The 18,287-nt window shown below is 62.6% G+C and carries 16 protein-coding genes and 1 pseudogene; 9 read left to right on the top strand and 8 right to left on the bottom strand.

Annotated features, from left to right (window positions below):
- Positions 1-338: 338 nt before the first annotated feature.
- Together AB9K35_RS03975 and AB9K35_RS03970 are read right to left on the bottom strand one after the other, a co-directional pair.
- On the bottom strand, positions 339-686 hold the full coding sequence (locus tag AB9K35_RS03975) for a hypothetical protein (protein WP_369924603.1): 348 nt from the start codon (positions 684-686) through the stop codon (positions 339-341).
- A 120-nt stretch (positions 687-806) separates the two neighbouring features.
- Positions 807-1,679, bottom strand: coding sequence for a MurR/RpiR family transcriptional regulator (locus tag AB9K35_RS03970; protein WP_222456232.1), 873 nt, complete (start codon positions 1,677-1,679; stop codon positions 807-809).
- Positions 1,680-1,831: 152 nt separating this feature from the next.
- Here AB9K35_RS03970 and AB9K35_RS03965 point away from each other — a divergent pair, with 152 nt between their 5' ends.
- The 7 genes from AB9K35_RS03965 to AB9K35_RS03935 all read left to right on the top strand — a co-directional run bounded on the left by AB9K35_RS03965 (position 1,832) and on the right by AB9K35_RS03935 (position 9,953).
- On the top strand, positions 1,832-2,617 hold the full coding sequence (locus tag AB9K35_RS03965) for an N-formylglutamate amidohydrolase (RefSeq protein ID WP_369924602.1): 786 nt from the start codon (positions 1,832-1,834) through the stop codon (positions 2,615-2,617).
- Positions 2,610-3,206: a TRAP transporter small permease subunit gene (locus AB9K35_RS03960; protein WP_369924601.1), complete on the top strand. Its 597-nt coding sequence runs from the start codon at positions 2,610-2,612 to the stop codon at positions 3,204-3,206. The genes AB9K35_RS03965 and AB9K35_RS03960 overlap by 8 nt, the downstream gene beginning before the upstream one ends.
- Positions 3,206-4,708: a TRAP transporter large permease subunit gene (locus tag AB9K35_RS03955; RefSeq protein ID WP_369924600.1), complete on the top strand. Its 1,503-nt coding sequence runs from the start codon at positions 3,206-3,208 to the stop codon at positions 4,706-4,708. The genes AB9K35_RS03960 and AB9K35_RS03955 overlap by 1 nt, the downstream gene beginning before the upstream one ends.
- Before the next feature lie 52 nt (positions 4,709-4,760).
- On the top strand, positions 4,761-5,795 hold the full coding sequence (locus AB9K35_RS03950; protein ID WP_222456236.1) for a TRAP transporter substrate-binding protein: 1,035 nt from the start codon (positions 4,761-4,763) through the stop codon (positions 5,793-5,795).
- A 115-nt stretch (positions 5,796-5,910) separates the two neighbouring features.
- Complete coding sequence (locus AB9K35_RS03945) at positions 5,911-7,263, top strand: glutamine synthetase family protein (protein WP_369924599.1); 1,353 nt, start codon at positions 5,911-5,913, stop codon at positions 7,261-7,263.
- A 98-nt stretch (positions 7,264-7,361) separates the two neighbouring features.
- On the top strand, positions 7,362-8,744 hold the full coding sequence (locus AB9K35_RS03940) for an aldehyde dehydrogenase family protein (protein ID WP_369924598.1): 1,383 nt from the start codon (positions 7,362-7,364) through the stop codon (positions 8,742-8,744).
- A gap of 63 nt (positions 8,745-8,807) precedes the next feature.
- Positions 8,808-9,953, top strand: a complete 1,146-nt coding sequence (locus AB9K35_RS03935) for an iron-containing alcohol dehydrogenase (RefSeq protein WP_369924597.1) — start codon at positions 8,808-8,810, stop codon at positions 9,951-9,953.
- 87 nt (positions 9,954-10,040) lie between these two features.
- Here the strand turns inward: AB9K35_RS03935 and AB9K35_RS03930 are convergent.
- Positions 10,041-11,045: pseudogene (locus AB9K35_RS03930) on the bottom strand (LacI family DNA-binding transcriptional regulator).
- Positions 11,046-11,190: 145 nt separating this feature from the next.
- Between AB9K35_RS03930 and gap the strand changes: the two are divergent.
- Positions 11,191-12,204, top strand: a complete 1,014-nt coding sequence (gap, locus tag AB9K35_RS03925; protein ID WP_222456241.1) for a type I glyceraldehyde-3-phosphate dehydrogenase — start codon at positions 11,191-11,193, stop codon at positions 12,202-12,204.
- 314 nt (positions 12,205-12,518) lie between these two features.
- Here the strand turns inward: gap and AB9K35_RS03920 are convergent, their stop codons facing one another.
- The 5 genes from AB9K35_RS03920 to phnC all read right to left on the bottom strand — a co-directional run bounded on the left by AB9K35_RS03920 (position 12,519) and on the right by phnC (position 17,301).
- Positions 12,519-13,133 carry a chloramphenicol acetyltransferase gene (locus AB9K35_RS03920; RefSeq protein ID WP_369924596.1) on the bottom strand — a complete coding sequence of 205 codons (615 nt, stop codon included), beginning with the start codon at positions 13,131-13,133 and terminating at the stop codon, positions 12,519-12,521.
- Between the two features lie 39 nt (positions 13,134-13,172).
- Complete coding sequence (gene phnE / locus AB9K35_RS03915) at positions 13,173-14,537, bottom strand: phosphonate ABC transporter, permease protein PhnE (protein ID WP_369924595.1); 1,365 nt, start codon at positions 14,535-14,537, stop codon at positions 13,173-13,175.
- Positions 14,534-15,403 (bottom strand): phosphonate ABC transporter, permease protein PhnE, encoded by an 870-nt coding sequence (gene phnE / locus AB9K35_RS03910; protein ID WP_369924594.1) that lies wholly within the window; start codon positions 15,401-15,403, stop codon positions 14,534-14,536. The genes phnE (AB9K35_RS03915) and phnE (AB9K35_RS03910) overlap by 4 nt, the downstream gene beginning before the upstream one ends.
- 111 nt (positions 15,404-15,514) lie before the next feature.
- The gene (gene phnD, locus AB9K35_RS03905) at positions 15,515-16,417 is read right to left on the bottom strand and encodes a phosphonate ABC transporter substrate-binding protein (RefSeq protein WP_369924593.1); all 903 of its coding nucleotides are present in this window, start codon (positions 16,415-16,417) and stop codon (positions 15,515-15,517) included.
- Between the two features lie 68 nt (positions 16,418-16,485).
- Positions 16,486-17,301, bottom strand: a complete 816-nt coding sequence (gene phnC / locus AB9K35_RS03900; protein WP_369924592.1) for a phosphonate ABC transporter ATP-binding protein — start codon at positions 17,299-17,301, stop codon at positions 16,486-16,488.
- Between the two features lie 217 nt (positions 17,302-17,518).
- Between phnC and rpe the strand changes: the two genes are divergently transcribed.
- Entirely contained in the window at positions 17,519-18,208 is a 690-nt protein-coding gene (gene rpe / locus AB9K35_RS03895; RefSeq protein ID WP_222456247.1) for a ribulose-phosphate 3-epimerase, read from the top strand.
- The last annotated feature ends 79 nt before the right edge of the window (positions 18,209-18,287 follow it).

Here is an 18,287-nt window from a genome sequence, read left to right as displayed (position 1 = left end):
CAAAATTCACAAAAACGCAGATCCGCCGAAGAAAATCCCTGCAGCGACACAAAATCAATGACTTAGAAGGCAAGAAGCCCGCCAGGACCTGGCGCAGGATCGCCGATGCCGCCCTCCCCTCCCCGCCCCGCGACCGCGACCGCCACCCAAACGCCCAGTTACCCACAGACTCGCAGGACTTACCCACAGACCGGACCCGGAATCAGCCGACCCCAAGGCCACCTGCCCCGCGACCGACTCGCTCACACGAATAACCGCGCAGAAACGAAAACGGGCGCCCACTGGGGGCGCCCGAAAACTTCGCAGCGCAGCAACCTGCCCCGCTCCAACAGGAGCCCTCACTGTGACAACAGCCAGCCCGCCTCCGCTTCACAAAATTTACGGCTGAGCTGGCGAGGCCCCTCACTGCCCTCGAGGTAGGCCTGATGGACCAGGGTCATGCAATTTCCCTGCCGCGCGCCAAAACGCACCTCCCCATGCGCACCGCTATCAGCATTCTTCCAACTCACCGCCCCAAGGCTGCCCGGTTGCGCCGCCCCCAGGATCCGCTGCTCCGTCTCGCGCATCAGATTTGTATCCTCAGGGGTGAAACCGGATTTGGACAGGATACGGCTGAGCGGGTTGGCCGCGACCGGCGCGCAAGCCAGCGCGGCGACAACGGCAAGAACAACTCCAGAAAGACGCATATCAAATACTCCATGAGGCATGGGACGCTGACCCCATGCTGTTCAACAATACCTTCGAGCAGTAAGACGCAAGCTCACGCCGTTGTCCATGCAGCCAAACCGATGCACGCGGCTCACCGCTCAGGAGAACTTGCGGAACAGCCGCGTCATGTCGAACAGCTCGTCCAGCCTGTCGTATCGCTCCTTGGTCTTGTCCCAACTTTCCTCCTGAGTGGCCGCGATCATCGCCTCGAGCAGCATCATGGTGGAAATGTTGGAGTCCCAAGCCGAGGGGATCTCCACCCAGCAATTGAAGACATGGTCCGCAACAGAGGCGATCGGGCTGGTCCACTGATCGGTGATCAACACCACCTTCACGCCCCGCTCGGCCGCCAGTTCAGCGAGGCGCTGCAGATTTGTCTCGTAGCGACGCACGTCGAACATCAGCAATGTGTCGCCTTCGACCATGTCCAGCACGTAGTGCGGCCAGGTCGCCGAGGAGGATGTCATATGGGTGACCCGCTGGCGGATGGCCTGGAAGTGAGTAAAGGCGTAATCGGCCAGCGCCCGCGTGATCCGGCCGCCAACGACATAAAGACGCCCCTCCGTATTGGCGAGCTGCCGGGCCGCCGCATCGAATTGCGCGGAGTCGATGTTTGAAAATGTCTGCTGGAGGTTTTCGGTGACGGCAGTGGCAAAGCGGTTCAGCAAGTGCCCCTCAGGCGCTTCGGACGCCCAGTTGTCCCGCCGTTTTGTCGGCCCGGAGACCTTGGCCTCCAACTCCTTGAGAAGCGCCTGATGGAACTGCGGATACCCTTTGAACCCCAGCTTCTGCACCATCCGCGCCACCGTCGGCGTGGAGACATCCGCGTTGGCCGCAACGATGGTGATCGAAGCCAAGCCGGCCGCCGGGTAGTTTTCAAGCAGGCGATTGGCAAATTTCCGTTCGGACTGGGTAAGCCCGGCAAAATTCTCGCGGATCAACTCGCGTACGGTAGCTGGCGGCTTGGTCAACGTGGCACTCCCGCTTGTAAACTGGATCCCCCGCCCGGTTCACTCTGAAGAAAATCTTTCAGAGCCGTCCTGTCGGAAAACTTCCATGAAAGTATATTGACACAAAAATCTCTTCATGGAAACATTTTTCCAAGCCTCAGGGGGGACGATAAATGCAAGTGAGTGATTCTCACGCTCAGGACACAGCCGTGGAGGTGGTGAACGCGGACGGTAGCGGCCAGGTCTTGCTGCTGTGTGAACACGCCTCCAATCACATTCCGGACCGTTATCAGGGGCTGGGACTGCAACAGGAACACCGCCTGAGCCATGCTGCCTGGGACCCCGGCGCGCGGGCCGTGGCGCTGCACCTGTCCCGCGCCCTCGATGCGCCGCTGGTGGCGGGTCGCGTCTCGCGGCTGGTATATGATTGCAACCGTCCGCCCGAAGCCCCCTCTGCCATGCCGGAAAAATCCGAGCTGATCGAGGTGCCCGGCAATCGCGACTTGACGGACGCGCAACGACAGGAACGCGTGGCGACGGTGTATGCCCCCTTTTGCGCCGCGACCACCAAGCTGATCGAGGCGCGCAAGGCCGCTAATGTGCCGACGGTACTGGTCACCATGCACAGTTTCACCCGCCACTACTATGGCAAGGAACGGGCCGTAGAGATCGGCATTCTGCACGACAGCGACAGCCGATTGGCGGATGCGATGCTCGCTGCCGCTCCGGCCCTGCCGCACCGCCGGATTGAGCGGAACGAGCCATACGGGCCGCAGGACGGGGTGACCCATTCGCTGCAGATCCACGGGATCGCCCATGGGCTCGACAACGTGATGATCGAGATCCGTAACGACCTGCTGTCGACCCCCGCAGACGAGGAAGCGCTGGCAGAGGAGATGCTCACCCTGCTGCGCCCTGCCCTGGCCGCTCTGACGCCGAAGGGGGACACCAATGCCTAAGGTAATCCGGGCCTACGTCCGCGGCATCGACGCGATGAACCGCTTTATCGGCCGCATTGCGATGTATCTGATCTTTGCCCTGATCGGGGTGCTGTTGTGGTCCTCGGTCTCCAAGACCTTCTTCAACCCGTCCCTGTGGACGCTGGAAACAGCGCAGTTCGTGATGGTCGCCTATTACATTCTGGGCGGCCCCTATTCGATCCAGATGGGCTCCAACGTGCGGATGGATCTGTTCTACGGCAGCTGGTCGGTGCGCACCAAGGCTTTGGTTGATGCCTTCACCGTGCTGTTCCTGATCACCTACCTCGTGATTCTGATGTACGGCGCGCTCAGCTCCACCGCCTATTCGCTGGGGTATTTTGGGATGGAGCCGCTGCAGTTCTTCTGGGAGCTGCTCGTCACGCTGGTGACCGAAGGCTTCAGCGCCGCGGGCGACAAACTGGGCTATCTCGAGCGCAGCTCGACGGCCTGGCGGCCCTTCCTTTGGCCGGTGAAAACCATTCTCTGCTTCGGCGTCTTCCTGATGCTGCTGCAATGCCTTGCTGAACTGTTCCGGGATATCGGACGCCTGCGTGGAGTTGAAATCTGATGTCCTACGAATGGATTGCGATCGTCATGTTTGCCGGCATGATGCTGATGCTGATGACCGGCCAGCGCGTGTTCGGCGCCATCGGCTTTGTCGGCGCGGTTGCGGGCATGCTCCTGTGGGGCACCGGCGGGGTGGAGATTCCCTTCTCGGCCGCGATGAAGCTGATGAAGTGGTATCCGCTGCTGACGCTGCCGATGTTCATCTTCATGGGCTACGTGCTGTCGGAATCGAAGATCGCCGACGACCTCTATCGGATGTTCCACGTCTGGATGGGCCCGGTGAAGGGCGGCCTGGCCATCGGCACCATCGGCCTGATGGTGTTGATCTCGGCAATGAACGGCCTGTCAGTCGCTGGCATGGCCATCGGTGCCACCATTGCGCTGCCGGAACTGCTGCGCCGTGGCTATGACAAGATCCTGGTGACAGGCACCATCCAGGCCGGGTCGTCGCTGGGCATCCTGGTGCCGCCCTCGGTGGTGCTGGTGCTTTACGCGATGATCGCCCGCCAGCCGGTGGGCCAGCTGTGGCTGGCCGGCGTGGTGCCGGGTCTGCTGATGGCCACCATGTTCATCATCTACATCTACCTGCGCGCCCGCATGCAGCCGGATCTTGGCCCTGCCATGGCCTCCGAGGACCTGGCCGAGTACGAGACCATCTCCGACCATCCGCTGCGGCTGAACTACATTGTTCTGGGCGCGCTGGTGCTGGTGCCGCTGTTGATCCAGACCGACCTGCTGGAGGCGAAACCCGCACTCGGCCTGGCCGCGGCACTCGCTGCGCTGTCTTTCGTGACCCGCAAGAACCCGCTGTTCTACAAAGACATCTTCATGAAGGAGAAGTACCGCCTGCTGTTCTCGGGCGTGCTGCCGCTAGCGATCTTTGCCGCCATGATGGTGCCCTTCGTGAACGGCTGGACCTCGCTGGTCGAAAGCTCTGCCATCGGTGCGATGACCGCCTTTATCGCCGCGGTGCTGAAGGGGCGCATGAACAAGGAGGTCTTCGAGATCTCCGTGCGCTCCACCCTGGGGATCTCCTGCATGTTCATGTGGATCATCCTGGCGGCACTGGCCTTTGGCGCCATCTTCGACGGGCTGGGCGCGGTCAAGGCGATCGAGGATCTGTTCACCACCAAACTGGGTCTGTCACCCTGGATGATCCTGATCCTGATGCAGCTCAGCTTCATCGTGATGGGCACCTTCCTCGATGACACCGCAATGCTGGTTATCGTGGCGCCGCTTTACGTGCCGCTGGTGGGCGCGCTCGGGTTCGACCTGATCTGGTACGGTGTGCTTTACACCATCACCACCCAGATCGCCTACATGACCCCCCCCTTCGGCTACAACCTGTTCCTGATGCGCGCCATGGCGCCGCCGGAGATCGGGCTGAAAGACATCTATGTCTCGATCATCCCCTTTGCCGCGGTCATGGTGGTGGCACTGGCGCTGATCATGGTCTTCCCGCAGATCGCCCTGTGGCTGCCGGAATATGTCTACGGAAAATAATCAACGAGAGCCCTGACAAGGGGCCGGATATTTCAACAAGGAGATGAGACGAATGACAACGAGACGCAAGTTTTTGCAAACTGCCGGCGTCGGTGCCATGGCAGCACCCCTCGCCACCCCGGCCCTCGCGCAATCCACCATCAAATGGCGGATGCAGACCTACGCTGGTGCAGCACTGGCCGAACATGTCGTAAAACCAGCCATCGACATGTTCAACAAGGTCGCCGGCGACCGGATGCAGATCGAACTGTATTATGCCGACCAACTGGTCCCGACCGGTGAACTGTTCCGCGCCATGCAGCGCGGCACCATCGACGCGGTGCAATCGGACGACGACTCGATGGCCTCGCCGACCGAAGTCACCGTGTTCGGCGGCTACTTCCCCTTCGCTTCTCGTTACTCGCTGGATGTGCCGGTGCTGTTCAACCAGTACGGCCTGAACGAAATCTGGGACGAGGAATACTCCAAGGTCGGCGTCAAGCACATCTCCGCGGGCGCCTGGGATCCGTGCCACTTTGCCACCAAGGATCCGATCAACTCGCTGGCGGACCTCAAGGGCAAGCGCGTCTTCACCTTCCCGACCGCCGGTCGCTTCCTCAGCCAGTTCGGCGTGGTGCCGGTCACCCTGCCCTGGGAAGACATCGAAGTCGCCATGCAGACCGGCGAACTGGACGGCGTGGCCTGGTCGGGCATCACCGAAGACTACACCGTCGGCTGGGCTGACGTGACCAACTACTTCCTGACCAACAACATCTCCGGCGCCTGGGCCGGGTCGTTCTTTGCCAACCAAGAGCGCTGGAACGAGCTGCCCGAAGACATGCAGACCCTGTTCCGCGTCTGCTGCGACCAGTCGCACTACTACCGTCAATGGTGGTACTGGGGTGGCGAAGCATCCTTGCGCGTGAACGGCGACAAGATGAAGCTGACAACCATTCCCGACAACGAATGGCAGCAGGTCGAAGACGCCGCAGTGAAGTTCTGGGACGAAATCGCCGCCGAAAGCCCGACAAAGGCCAAGGTGGTCGAAATCTTCAAGAAGTACAACTCGGACATGCAAAAGGCAGGCCGCCCCTACCGCTATAGCTAAGGGACCGCTTGAAAAGACGGAGTTTGGCCTGCACCCGCCGGCCAGGCTCCTGGACCAAGTAATTTGCCAAGACTTTCGTGAACAGGTCTTGGCTCCAGCACGCAAAGGGCTGCTCATGCTCTCCTTCGACGATTTGAAAACCCAGGTGTCTTCCGGCCTGGTCGATACGGTTCTGGTCTGCCTGGTGGACATGCAGGGCCGCCTGATGGGCAAACGCTTTCATGCGCAGCACTTCATCAACGGCGCCTGGGAAGAAACCCACTGCTGCAACTACCTCTTGGCCACCGACCTGGAGATGGCGACACCGGACGGCTACGCCTCCACCTCCTGGGAAAGCGGTTACGGCGACTACGTGATGAAGCCGGACCTGGAAACCCTGCGTCCGGTGCCCTGGCTGGACGGCACCGTGATGGTGTTGTGCGATGTCCTCGATCACAACACTCACAAGGAAGTCCCGCATTCCCCGCGCGCGATCCTGAAAAAGCAGGTGAACCGCCTCAAGGCGATGGGCTATGACGCCATGTGCGCCACCGAACTGGAATTCTTCCTGTTCGAGCAGAGCTTTGACGAGATCCGCAAATCGGGCTTCCGCAATCTGGCGCCGATTTCGGGCTACAACGAAGACTACAGCATCCTGCAGACCACCCGCGAAGAGCACGTGATGCGCCCGATCCGCAACCACCTGTGGAACGCGGGCCTGCCGATCGAGAACTCCAAGGGTGAAGCCGAGACCGGCCAGGAAGAGCTGAACATCAAATACGCCGCCGCGATGGACACGGCGGAATACCACACCATCGCCAAGCATGCGGTGAAGGAAATCGCCCAGCAGCAGGGCCATGCAGTGACCTTCCTGCCGAAGTGGAGCCACGAAAAGGTCGGCTCCTCCAGCCATGTGCATCAGTCGCTGTGGCAGGACGGCAAGCCCGCGTTCTATGACGAAAGCGACGACTTGGGCATGTCGGCCCTGATGAAGAGCTACATGGCGGGTCTGCTGAAATACGCGCCCGACTACACCTATTTCATGGCGCCCTATATCAACAGCTACAAACGCTTCATGAAGGGCACCTTTGCCCCCACCCGCATCATCTGGTCCGTGGACAACCGCACCGCGGGCTACCGGCTGTGCGGCGCAGGCACCAAGGCGATCCGGGTGGAATGCCGCATTCCGGGCTCTGACATGAACCCCTACCTGGCGATGGCAGGCATGCTGGCGGCAGGCATCGCGGGCATCGAGGAAGGCCTGGAGCTGCAGGCACCCGCGAAGGGCGACGTCTACCAGGGCGACAGCGGCCTGATCCCCGGCAACCTGCGTGACGCAGGCGCGGCGCTGAAAGCGTCTGAAATGTTGCGCACCGCCCTGGGCGACGACGTGGTGGATCACTATGTCCGCGCCGCCGAGGTGGAAATCGAGGAATTCGAACGCGTGGTCACCGACTACGAGATCGCGCGAGGGTTCGAGCGGGCGTGAACCGCTACCGGGCGGCACCGGCGCAAGGCGCGGGCCACCCGGGTATTTTGACCAGAAAGAAACAGGGGCAACCTGCCCCTTGGAATGGAGTTGTTGGCATGGGCCAGACACTGAAGTGCATATCGCCGATCGACGGATCGGTTTTTGCCGAACGCGAAACCCTGTCGCGCGAAGCGGCGACTGACGCCGTGGCGCGCGCGCGCAGCGCCCAGGCCGCCTGGGCGGCCCGCCCCCTTCAGGAGCGGATCGACCTGGTGATGGCCGGCGTCGCCGCCGTGGGCGCCATGAATGACGAGATCGTGCCCGAACTCGCTCACATGATGGGCCGCCCGGTGCGCTACGGTGGTGAATTTGGCGGCTTCAACGAGCGCGCCAGCCACATGGCGAAAATCGCCGAGGAAGCGCTTGCGGATATCGAGGTCGGAGACGACGCCAGCTTCAAGCGCTACATCAAACGCGTGCCGCATGGGGTTGTGCTTGTCGTTGCCCCCTGGAATTACCCCTACATGACCGCGATCAACACCGTGGCACCTGCGCTGATCGCAGGCAACACGGTGCTGCTGAAACACGCGACGCAAACCCTGCTGGTGGGTGAACGCATGGCGCAGGCCTTTGCCTCAGCCGGTGTGCCCGCGGATGTTTTCCAGAATGTCTTCCTCGATCACGACACCACGTCGGCGCTGATCGCCGAGAAGGCCTTCAACTTCGTCAACTTCACCGGTTCCGTCGGCGGCGGCAAAGCGATGGAACGCGCTGCGGCAGGCACCTTCACCGGCGTCGGCACCGAACTGGGCGGCAAGGATCCGGGCTATGTCATGGATGACGCCGATCTGGACGCCGCGGTCGACACGCTGATTGACGGCGCCATGTTCAACTCCGGCCAGTGCTGCTGCGGCATCGAACGGATCTACGTGCATGAAAGCCTATTCGACGCCTTCCTTGAAAAGGCCATCGCCATCGTCAAAGGCTACAAGCTCGGCAACCCGCTGGACGAGGCGACCACCATCGGCCCGATGGCCAACGTGCGCTTCGCCAAGGAAGTGCGCGAACAGATCGCCGAGGCCGTCGCGGCGGGCGCCACCGCCCATATCGAGACCATGCCCGAAGACGACGGCGGCGCGTACCTCACGCCGCAGATCCTGACCAACGTGACCCACGACATGCGCGTGATGCGCGAGGAAAGCTTTGGCCCGGTTGTTGGCATCATGAAGGTCACCTCCGACGAGGAAGCCATCAAGCTGATGAACGACAGCGACTTTGGCCTGACCGCCTCGCTCTGGACCAGGGATCTGGAGCGGGCACAGCGCGTCGGTGACCAGATCGAAACCGGCACCGTGTTCATGAACCGCGCCGATTACCTGGATCCGGGCCTGTGCTGGACCGGCTGCAAGGACACCGGTCGCGGTGGCGGGCTGTCCGTCATCGGCTATCACAACCTGACCCGTCCGAAGTCCTACCACCTGAAGAAAGTGGCAGGCTGAGGACACCCTGCCCGCTCCGAAGTCTCCTCCCGGAGCGGGCTGTTTGCATCAAAGGAAAACGACATGAGCCTCGTTGGAAACTGGTCCTACCCGACCGCAATCAAATTCGGCGCCGGCCGGATCAAGGAACTGGCCGATGCCTGCGCGGCAGCCGGGATCAAGAAACCGCTGCTGGTCACCGACAAGGGGTTGGCGGATCTGCCGGTCACCCAGTCCACCCTCGACATCATGGAAGCGGCAGGTCTGGGCCGCGGCATGTTCTCGGACGTGGATCCCAACCCGAACGAGAAGAACCTCGAAGCGGGCGTCGAAGCCTACAAGGCCGGCGGCCATGACGGCGTGATCGCCTTCGGAGGCGGCTCCGGCCTGGATCTGGGAAAGATGGTGGCCTTCATGGCCGGTCAGACCCGCCCGGTCTGGGATTTCGAGGACATCGGCGACTGGTGGACCCGCGCGGATGCCAACGCCATCGCCCCGATCATCGCGGTGCCTACCACTGCGGGCACGGGATCCGAGGTCGGCCGCGCCAGCGTCATCACCGACAGCGTCACCCACCAGAAGAAGATCATCTTCCACCCTAAGGTGCTGCCCACCGTGGTGATCTGCGATCCCGAGCTGACCGTGGGCATGCCCAAGTTCATCACCGCGGGCACCGGTCTGGATGCCTTTGCGCATTGTGTCGAGGCGTTCTCCTCGCCGCATTACCATCCGATGTCCCAGGGCATCGCGCTGGAAGGCATGCGTCTGGTCAAGGATTACCTCCCGCGCGCCTATGCTGACGGCACCGACATCGAAGCCCGCGCACAGATGATGTCCGCCGCCGCCATGGGCGCCACCGGCTTCCAGAAGGGGCTCGGCGCGATCCACGCCATGAGCCACCCGATCGGCGCGCATTTCAACACCCACCACGGCACCACCAATGCGGTCTGCATGCCTGCGGTGCTGGAGTTCAACGCGCCGGTAATCGCCGACCGGTTCAATATGGCAGCGGCCTATCTGGGCATCGAGGGCGGCTTTGACGGCTTCCGCGCCTTTGTGCAGGAGTTGAACGACTCCTTGGGCATTCCGCGCAAGCTGTCCGATCTGGGCGTAACCGAGGCCTCGATCCCAGATCTGGTCAAGGGCGCGATCATCGACCCGTCCTGCGGCGGCAACCCCGTCGAGCTGACCGAGGAAAACCTGACCCAACTCTTCAAGGCGGCCCTCTAAGCCAACCACTCACGGAACTCAGAAACGCTCCCCCCCCGCGGGGAGCGTTTTACTTTACGCCAGTCTTCAACGTCTCTTTTCCGCGGGTCAGAGCGTTTCGCCCAGACTGATCGCAGGGTGCAGCCGGTCGAACACCAGCTCTCCTCCCGCGTCACCGCTGCGCGATTGCAGGATGATCTTCGCCGCGCGCTCGCCAATTTCGCGGCGGCAGGCGTCGGTGGTGGCCAGCTGCTTGGGCAGCCCCTGCAACAATTGCAGATTGTTGAACCCGGCCAAGGCGATGTCGTCCGGGACGCTCAACCCGGTCGCGAGACAGTGCATTAGCCCGCCAACGCTCATCACGTCGCTGGAATAATAGATACAGTCCAGGTCCGGACTGCGGGCCAGCATCTGCGCCGTCAGCTGGCGCCCGGTCTGGATCGAGCTTTCGCCGGAGTAATGCTCGCGATCCGCCAGCGTCACCCCTTGCGCCGCCAGCCCGTCGGTAAAACCGTCAAAACGCTTACGGGCCCGGAAGTCCTGCGGCATCTTGGTGCCGATAAAACCAATCCGTCGTTAGCCTCGGGCGAGGATCTGTTCCGCCATGCCGCGCCCCGCTTCCAGGTGTGAAATGCCGACGCAGTGACGCACTGGTTCACCGTCCACATCCATCACCTCGACCACCGGGCAATCCGCCTGCTGCAGCATCCGCCGTGTCGGGTCGGAATGCTCGAGGCCGGCAACGATCAGCCCGGACGGCCGCCAGCTCAGCATTTCGCGGATGACCTCCTCTTCCTCTTCCAGTGCGTAGCCTGAAATGCCCACCACCGGCTTCAGCGGGCTGTCGCGCAGAACCGCGGAAATGCCGGACAGCACCTCGGGAAACACGAAACTGTTGAGCGACGGCACCACCACCGCCACCAGGTTCACCGACTGCGACGACAGGGAGCCCGCGATCCGGTTCGGCACATAGCCATGGATGCGGGCGATTTCCTCGACCTTGGACTTGGTCTTGGCCGAGACATCCGGCGCCCCGCGCAACGCGCGCGAGGCCGTCATCTCGCTGACCCCTGCGAGCCGGGCCACATCTTTCAGCAACAGTTTTTTTGTCATGACCCCATGGTCTTGCAGTTCGCCGCCAGCCGCAAGAGGGGAACGTTGCAACGCAGAGCTTGATTTACGCCCCCGTTATCGCTATCAGTAGCGCAGCCGTTATCGATACCGGATTTCACGCCGGTGCCACAGCCGGAGATCAGGAATGACACTGAAAATCGCAATCAATGGGTTCGGGCGCATTGGCCGCGGCGTGCTGCGCGCGCTGCTGGAAAACAACGTCCAGGATATCGAGGTGGTGGCGATCAACGACCTGTCCCCGCCGGAAACTCTGGTCCATCTTCTGAAATACGACAGCGTCCACGGCCGCCTGAAGACCCCGGTCTTCCTGTCCGGCGACGAAATCCGGGTCGGACATCACACCATCCGCCTGACCGCCATCCGCAACCCCGAGGAACTGCCCTGGCAGGACGTGGACGTGGCCTATGAATGCACCGGCCTGTTCACCACCCGCGATACGGCGGCGCTGCATCTGAAGAACGGCTCCAAGCGGGTGCTGATCTCGGCCCCGGGCAAGGATGCCGACCGCACCGTGGTCTTTGGCGTCAACCACATGGATCTGACCGCCGAGGATGTGATCGTCTCCAATGCCTCCTGCACCACCAACTGCCTGGCACCGCTGGCCAAGGTCATGGACGAGACCTTCGGTATCAAGACCGGCTACATGACCACGATCCACGCCTATACCGGCGACCAGCCGACCCATGACACCAGCCACAAGGATCTCTACCGCGCCCGCGCTGCGGCGCTGTCGATGATCCCCACCTCCACTGGTGCTGCCCGCGCCATCGCCGAGGTGCTGCCGCATCTGAAAGGCCGCCTCGAAGGCTCTGCCATCCGGGTGCCGACCGCCAATGTCTCCGTGGTCGACCTCAGCTTCGTGCCAGAACGCCCCGCCACTGTCGAGGCGGTGAACCGGGCGGTGCAGGCGGCGGCGGAATCCGATCTCGCCGGGATCCTGTCCTATGAGGAAGACCCGCTGGTCTCGGTGGATTTCAACCACGACTCGCATTCCAGCTGCTTTGCCGCGCCGCAAACCGCCGTCACCTCCGAGGGACTGGTGCGGGTGGTCAGCTGGTACGACAACGAATGGGGCTTCTCGAACCGGATGATCGACACCGGCCGCCGGATTGGCGAGGTGATGAAAGCCGTCGGCTAAGGTCGGCAGCCCAGGCGCGCCAGCGGCAGCGGTCCTCTCCCGCCCGTTGTCAGTCACTGGCGTGCCTGCCGCCCGTTGGGCCCGGCGCCGCGCTGACGCGCGGCGCGGGTGCGTTCAGACCGGGCTGTTCGCCATGAAACATGGGTTTAAGTGCCCCTCCGACTGCGGTGCGTGCACGTCCGCCCCCTTCCCCAGCCAGCCAGATTTCGGCCCGGCCCCCGTGCGCCGCGCAGCGGCGCCACGCCCAACTGTGAGGGGCATTTTATTAAATGCGCCGCAACAGGCGGGAGCCGCGCCTGCCGAACAGACCTAGTTCAGGCGTATTTCTCAAGGAACGCCTCTGCCTTCAACGTCCGGAAATCCGGCAGCGCCTCTCGCAGGCGTGCGTGGTCCCAGTCCCACCAGGCCAGCGCCATCATCGCTTCGGCCACAGCCTCAGGATAGCGGCGGCGGATCAACCGGGCGGTGTTGCCGCCCACGATCGTGTAGGGGGCCACATCCTTGGTCACGATCGCGCCGGAAGCCACCACCGCGCCGTGGCCGATGGTTACCTCTGGTTTGATGATCGCGGCATGGCCGATCCAGGTGTCATGCCCGATACAGGCCGTGCGCCCGGCGCGGTGACGGAACCAGTCCGCATCCGCCTCCGCATCCTCCCAATAGTCGCCGGAGCGGTAGAGGAAGTGATGCTGCGAGGCTTTCTCCATCGGGTGATCTGTCGCGCCGATGCGGGTGAAGCTGGCGATATTGGCGAATTTTCCGACCTGCGCATTGGCGATGTCGCAGCTGCGATCGCAGTAGCTGTAGTCGCCAATCCGCGAGTTGGTGACCCGGCTGCCTGCACCGATTTCGACATAGGCGCCAAACGTGCTGTCCGCGATGCTGCAGTCGGGATGTATAAACGGGGTCTCTGCGGTCAAACGGGCCATGGAGCTGCCTTATCTGTGGTGTCTGTGCCGCCGCCCCGATCAGGGCAGCAGCATCGCCTTGCCCGCGCGCGCTTTGCGCTTGGAAGAACCGGTCTCGCCAGTGATCAGCCGCCGCCGCAACCAGCCGGAGATCCAGTCCATCAGCATCACCATCAGGATGATGAGGGTGATGTAGTAGGCCACCTCCTCCCAGTCCTTCTGGGTGATGATCGCCTGGGTCAGCAGCAGACCGATGCCGCCACCGGTGATCGCGCCGATGATGGTGGCAGAGCGGGTGTTGGATTCGAGGAAGTACAGCAGCTGGCTCAGCAGCACCGGCGTGATCTGGGGGATCACCCCGAAACGGTAGCGCTGCGCCGGTTTCGCCCCGGTCGAGGCCACGCCTTCGATCTGCTTTTCATCGACGTTTTCCAGCGCCTCGGAAAAGATCTTGCCGAAGGTACCGGTGTCCGTCACCAGGATCGCCAGCGCGCCGGTCAGCGGTCCGGGGCCAAAGGCACGGGCGAGGACCACCGTCCAGATCAGTGAATCCACGCCGCGGACGAAGTCGAACAGGCGGCGCATGGCAAAGCGAAGCGGCGCAAAAGGCATGAAGTTGCGGGTCGCGGCAAAGGCCAGCGGCAGCGCGATCAGCCCAGCGCCGAAGGTGCCCAGGAAGGCCATCAGCAGCGTTTCCGCAATCGCCCAGGCCACGTCCTGATGACGCCACATCTTGTTGGTCCAGACGTCGTGCAGGATCGCCCCCGCCTCGCCACCGGCGGCGCGCTGCAACAGCTCGCCAACCCCAAGGCCATAATAGGGGCTGTCGAGGGTGAAGAAGAACAGCTCCCAACCGGTGAAATAGCGGAACACCTCGGCCCGGTTGCGGGTCACTGTCAGGCGGCCAGCATCGGTGGTGATCGCCAGCCGGTTCTTGGAGCTGTTGATCCACTCGGGCACTTCGCCTGCGGGCAGTTCCGCCTGCACCCCGGCGCTGCGGCTGGGGGTGGCGCGCACGGTGCCGTAACCCGGTATCGCATATTCAATTGTTTCAGGACCAAAGGTGACGCGGTGGCCGTCTTCGAGGTCGATCACCGTGGTCTCTCCCAGCGACACCCAGTCCGGCGCGGTGCCTTCGGGGTAGGCGCCCTTACGCTCGCCCTCGATGGCGACGGATACCGCACCGCTGCGATTGTCGCGTGTGACATGGGTCTTGTAGCTGTAGCTGTCGCTGACCAGGGTGCGCGCGTTTTCAAGGCTGGCACGCTGCCACAGTCCCGCCACGTCGAAAGCGACAAAGACATATGCCATGTAGGCCAGAACCGCAGCTGGCAGCACAAAGCTCAGCAGGCGCTTCTTCAGGAACAGCTGCGCCGTTTCCTGCTTCAGCTCGGCCGGTGTCAGATTGGTGTCAAAGGTGGTCATGCCTTCGCTCCATGGGTCAGACGGTCACGCAGCAGGCCGGACAGCTGATCCACGGCCACGATGGTGACAAACAACAGAAGGAAGATCGCAGCGGCTTCATCGTAGCGCCCCTGCCCCCAGGACATGGCGTTCTTCAGCTCGTAGCCGATACCACCGGCACCGACGAAGCCCAGGATCGCCGAGGCGCGGATGTTGATCTCGAAACGCAGCAGCGCATAGCTCACATAGTTCGGCCCCACCTGCGGCAGCACCCCCAGCGCCATCCGCTGCGCCCAGCTGGCCCCGACAGAGGTCAGCCCCTCCACCGGCTTCAGCGAGGCATTTTCGTTTACCTCGGAAAACAGTTTGCCCAATGCCCCGGCGGTGTGGATGGCAATGGCGATCATCGCAGGCACCGGCCCGCCGCCCAGCACAAAGATCAGCACCAGCGCGATGACGATCTCGGGGATGGCGCGGCAGATGTCGCTGATGCGCCGGAACAGCGGGATCAGCGCAGGCCAAGGGGCCATGCCGCGGGTGGCCAGCATGGACAGCAAGGTACCGAGAACCGCCCCCACGAGGGTCGACGCCGCGGCAATGTTCAGGGTCTCCACCAGCGCCGGGAAGAAATGCACCACATGGCCCGGAAGCTGCGCGGCCTTCTCAGCAGCTTCTGCAAGCACCTCGGCCGGGTAGTCGAAGATACGGGTGAACCCTTCACCAAAGGAGCCGGCGTTGCGATCATCAGCGGTGCGGAAACCCGCCACCATCATGGCCACGAATACCGCAAGTAGAATGCCGCCATACAGGCGCTTGCGCCGAGTATGGTCCGTGTATTGTTCCCGGATCTCGTCCAGCGTCGGCCGGGCTGCCGTCAGATCTGCCATTTAAGGGTCCTGGTCTTGCTGAGGCGACGCATCAGCGTGCCTTCATGGAAATTGCGGGGTCCGGGACGACCCGAACCCCGCAGACTGTGATCGAGAATTTACTCTCTGAAATTACTTGGATTTCAGCTTGCGCGCTTCGATGATGACCTCATAGGCCTCGTGGGTGATCGGCTCGAATGCGCGGGCTTCGCCGGCGGCAACGCCATAGAAGCAGTCACGGTCCTTTTCAGCCAGGCCCGCCATCAGCGCGGTCATCTTTTCCTTTACGTCCGCAGGCAGTGCCTTGCGCAGCACCACCGGGCCTTCCGGGATCGGCGCCGATTTCCAGATCTCGACCATGTCGTTCATGTCGACCAGGCCGGCATCCACCGCACGGCGCAGAGCGCCGGACTTGTAGCCATCTTCCCATTCGCCCAGACCGTCGGCCCAGGTCACGCCACCGTCAACGTCACCATTGGCAACCGCAACGATGGTCTGCTCGTGACCACCGGTGAATTTCACCTCACCGAAGTAGTCGCCGGATTCCATGCTGGCGTTGATCTTCTGCGGAATCTCGATCGAGGGGATCAGGTAGCCGGAGGTGGAGTTCGGGTCACCGAAACCGAAGGTTTTGCCCTTCAGGTCCTCAAGCGAGGTAATGCCGCTGTCCTTGCGGGCAAAGCCGACCGAGTAGTAACCGTAGCCGCCATCGGTGTTCACCTTGACGAGCACCGGCTCGACCGCCTCCGGGTCGGACAGATAGGTTTTGGCATAGCCCGAAACGCCCAGCCAGGCCATGTCGATGGTACCGCCGAGCAGCCCCTGGATCACACCGTTATAGTCGGCGGGGGCAAACAGCTTGGTTTCGACACCCAGTTCTTCTTCCGCGTATTTGCGCAGGCATTCGTTGTTGTTCAGACGGTCCTGGGCGTTTTCACCGCCCAGCAGGCCAATGCGGAATTCGGTGATTCCTTCGGCCGCGACCGGGGCGGTCAGGGCGGTGGAGGCCAGTACGGCAGCAATAATCTTCTTCATTTTACGTCTCTCCAAATGATCTCCCCGACAGGCAAACTGCCGGTTTGACGAATACGGTCAGGGGGTTATTAGGCGGGAACCACGGCACGCAGCGCGTCCGTCTTTTCCAGCGTTTCGATTTCGGTCGAGGTCGCGGCCTCCGAGAACTCCTCTCCGGCGCCGTAGATCTCGCGGGCAACGCCGGTGGTCAGCTGCTCGGGCAGACCGTCAAAAACGATGCGACCATCGCGCATGCCCACCACCCGGTCGCAATAGCGACGCGCGGTATCCAGCGTGTGCAGGTTGGCAATGACGGTGCGGCCGTCTTCCTCGTGGATGCGGCGCAGTGCCTCCATCACGGTCTGGGCATTCATCGGATCCAGCGAGGCAATCGGTTCATCCGCCAGGATGATCTTGGGGTCCTGCATCAATGCCCGGGCAATCGCCACCCGCTGCTGCTGGCCGCCCGACAGCGCCTCGGCCCGCTTGGCGGCGTGTTCGGCGATGCCCAGACGGTCCAGGATATCGATCGCCTTGTGGATGTCTGCCATCGGGTACAGGTTGAACAGCGTCGCCATCACGTTGCGGCGGTTCAGCGTCCCGTGCAGCACGTTGGACACCACGTCCATCCGCGGTACCAGGTTGAACTGCTGGAAGATCATCGCGCATTCGGACTGCCAGGCACGTTTTTCCTTGCCCTTCAATCGGGTAATGTCACGACCCTCAAACAGGATGCGGCCTTCGCTGGCGTCGCCCAGCCGGTTGATCATCCGCAGCAATGTGGACTTGCCGGCGCCGGAGCGGCCGATGATCCCGATCATGCAGGGTTTGTCGATATCCAGCGTCGCGGCCTCGACCGCAGTCTTGTCGCCGAAACGTTTCGTAAGTCTGTCAATGCGCAGCACGGCGGCGCTCCCTTTTCTTTCCGGGACTGCCTAGCCTCGCTGCTCAAAGCTCATGTGTCACAGCCGTGAAAGTTTTGTAACGCCACCCGCCCGCATCCATTAGGTGAAGGTGCCCTGCGCAGATGGTGTGGATGCAAACTGCCCCTGTCCTCAGCCCGCCAGACCCGCTATACGGCCAGAAACTGCCTCTATCTTTGCTGCTGAAGGAAGCTGCCAGATGTCCTTTGACCGTTCCATCAAGATCGCCCCCTCGATCCTCTCCGCCGATTTCGCCAACTTCGGGCAGGAGATCCAGGCCATCGAAGCCCAAGGCGCCGACTGGGTGCATGTGGATGTGATGGACGGGCACTTCGTCCCGAACCTCACCTTCGGCCCGCAGGCGGTGAAGGCGTTCCGCCCGCATGTGAAGACGGTGATGGATGTGCACCTGATGATTGCGCCGGTGGACCCCTACATCGATGCCTATGCCGATGCAGGCGCCGACGTGCTGACCGCCCATGTCGAGGCTGGTCCGCACATTCACCGCACCCTGCAGGCAATCCGCGCAGCTGGCATGAAGGCTGGCGTCGCCTTGAACCCCGGCACCCCGGCCGAGGCGGTTGAACACCTTCTGGACCTGACTGACCTGGTCTGCGTGATGACGGTGAACCCCGGTTTCGGCGGCCAGAAGTTTCTCGACATGACCGCCAAGGTCCGCCGCCTGCGCAGCATGATCGGCGACCGCCCGGTACATATCGAGATTGATGGCGGCGTTGACCCCACCACTGCTCCGCTGGTGGCCGAGGCTGGCGCAGATGTGCTTGTCGCGGGCTCGGCCGTGTTCAAGGGCGGTTCGGTCGACAACCCTGACGTCTACGGCGAAAACATCCGCAAGATCCGCAGCTCGACCCAAGGCACCTGGGCCTGAGCGCCAGACCGGGGCACTTGCGCCAATCGCTAGGGGCCTGCCCCTCGGCCATCCCGGGATGTGACACGCTTGTCTTGTT

The organism is Leisingera sp. XS_AS12 (assembly GCF_041224635.1).
Taxonomy (GTDB): domain Bacteria; phylum Pseudomonadota; class Alphaproteobacteria; order Rhodobacterales; family Rhodobacteraceae; genus Leisingera.
The sequence above is the reverse complement of the archived record's forward strand: the minus strand, read 5'-3'. Positions and strand labels throughout refer to the sequence as shown.

What these genes read in the sequence shown, in the direction of transcription:
- AB9K35_RS03975 (WP_369924603.1), bottom strand. Translation starts at nt 686, where the DNA reads ATGCGTCTTTCTGGAGTTGTTCTTGCCGTTGTCGCCGCGCTGGCTTGC.
- AB9K35_RS03965 (WP_369924602.1), top strand. Translation starts at nt 1,832, where the DNA reads ATGCAAGTGAGTGATTCTCACGCTCAGGACACAGCCGTGGAGGTGGTG.
- AB9K35_RS03960 (WP_369924601.1), top strand. Translation starts at nt 2,610, where the DNA reads ATGCCTAAGGTAATCCGGGCCTACGTCCGCGGCATCGACGCGATGAAC.
- AB9K35_RS03955 (WP_369924600.1), top strand. Translation starts at nt 3,206, where the DNA reads ATGTCCTACGAATGGATTGCGATCGTCATGTTTGCCGGCATGATGCTG.
- AB9K35_RS03950 (WP_222456236.1), top strand. Translation starts at nt 4,761, where the DNA reads ATGACAACGAGACGCAAGTTTTTGCAAACTGCCGGCGTCGGTGCCATG.
- AB9K35_RS03945 (WP_369924599.1), top strand. Translation starts at nt 5,911, where the DNA reads ATGCTCTCCTTCGACGATTTGAAAACCCAGGTGTCTTCCGGCCTGGTC.
- AB9K35_RS03940 (WP_369924598.1), top strand. Translation starts at nt 7,362, where the DNA reads ATGGGCCAGACACTGAAGTGCATATCGCCGATCGACGGATCGGTTTTT.
- AB9K35_RS03935 (WP_369924597.1), top strand. Translation starts at nt 8,808, where the DNA reads ATGAGCCTCGTTGGAAACTGGTCCTACCCGACCGCAATCAAATTCGGC.
- gap (WP_222456241.1), top strand. Translation starts at nt 11,191, where the DNA reads ATGACACTGAAAATCGCAATCAATGGGTTCGGGCGCATTGGCCGCGGC.
- AB9K35_RS03920 (WP_369924596.1), bottom strand. Translation starts at nt 13,133, where the DNA reads ATGGCCCGTTTGACCGCAGAGACCCCGTTTATACATCCCGACTGCAGC.
- phnE (WP_369924595.1), bottom strand. Translation starts at nt 14,537, where the DNA reads ATGACCACCTTTGACACCAATCTGACACCGGCCGAGCTGAAGCAGGAA.
- phnE (WP_369924594.1), bottom strand. Translation starts at nt 15,403, where the DNA reads ATGGCAGATCTGACGGCAGCCCGGCCGACGCTGGACGAGATCCGGGAA.
- phnD (WP_369924593.1), bottom strand. Translation starts at nt 16,417, where the DNA reads ATGAAGAAGATTATTGCTGCCGTACTGGCCTCCACCGCCCTGACCGCC.
- rpe (WP_222456247.1), top strand. Translation starts at nt 17,519, where the DNA reads ATGTCCTTTGACCGTTCCATCAAGATCGCCCCCTCGATCCTCTCCGCC.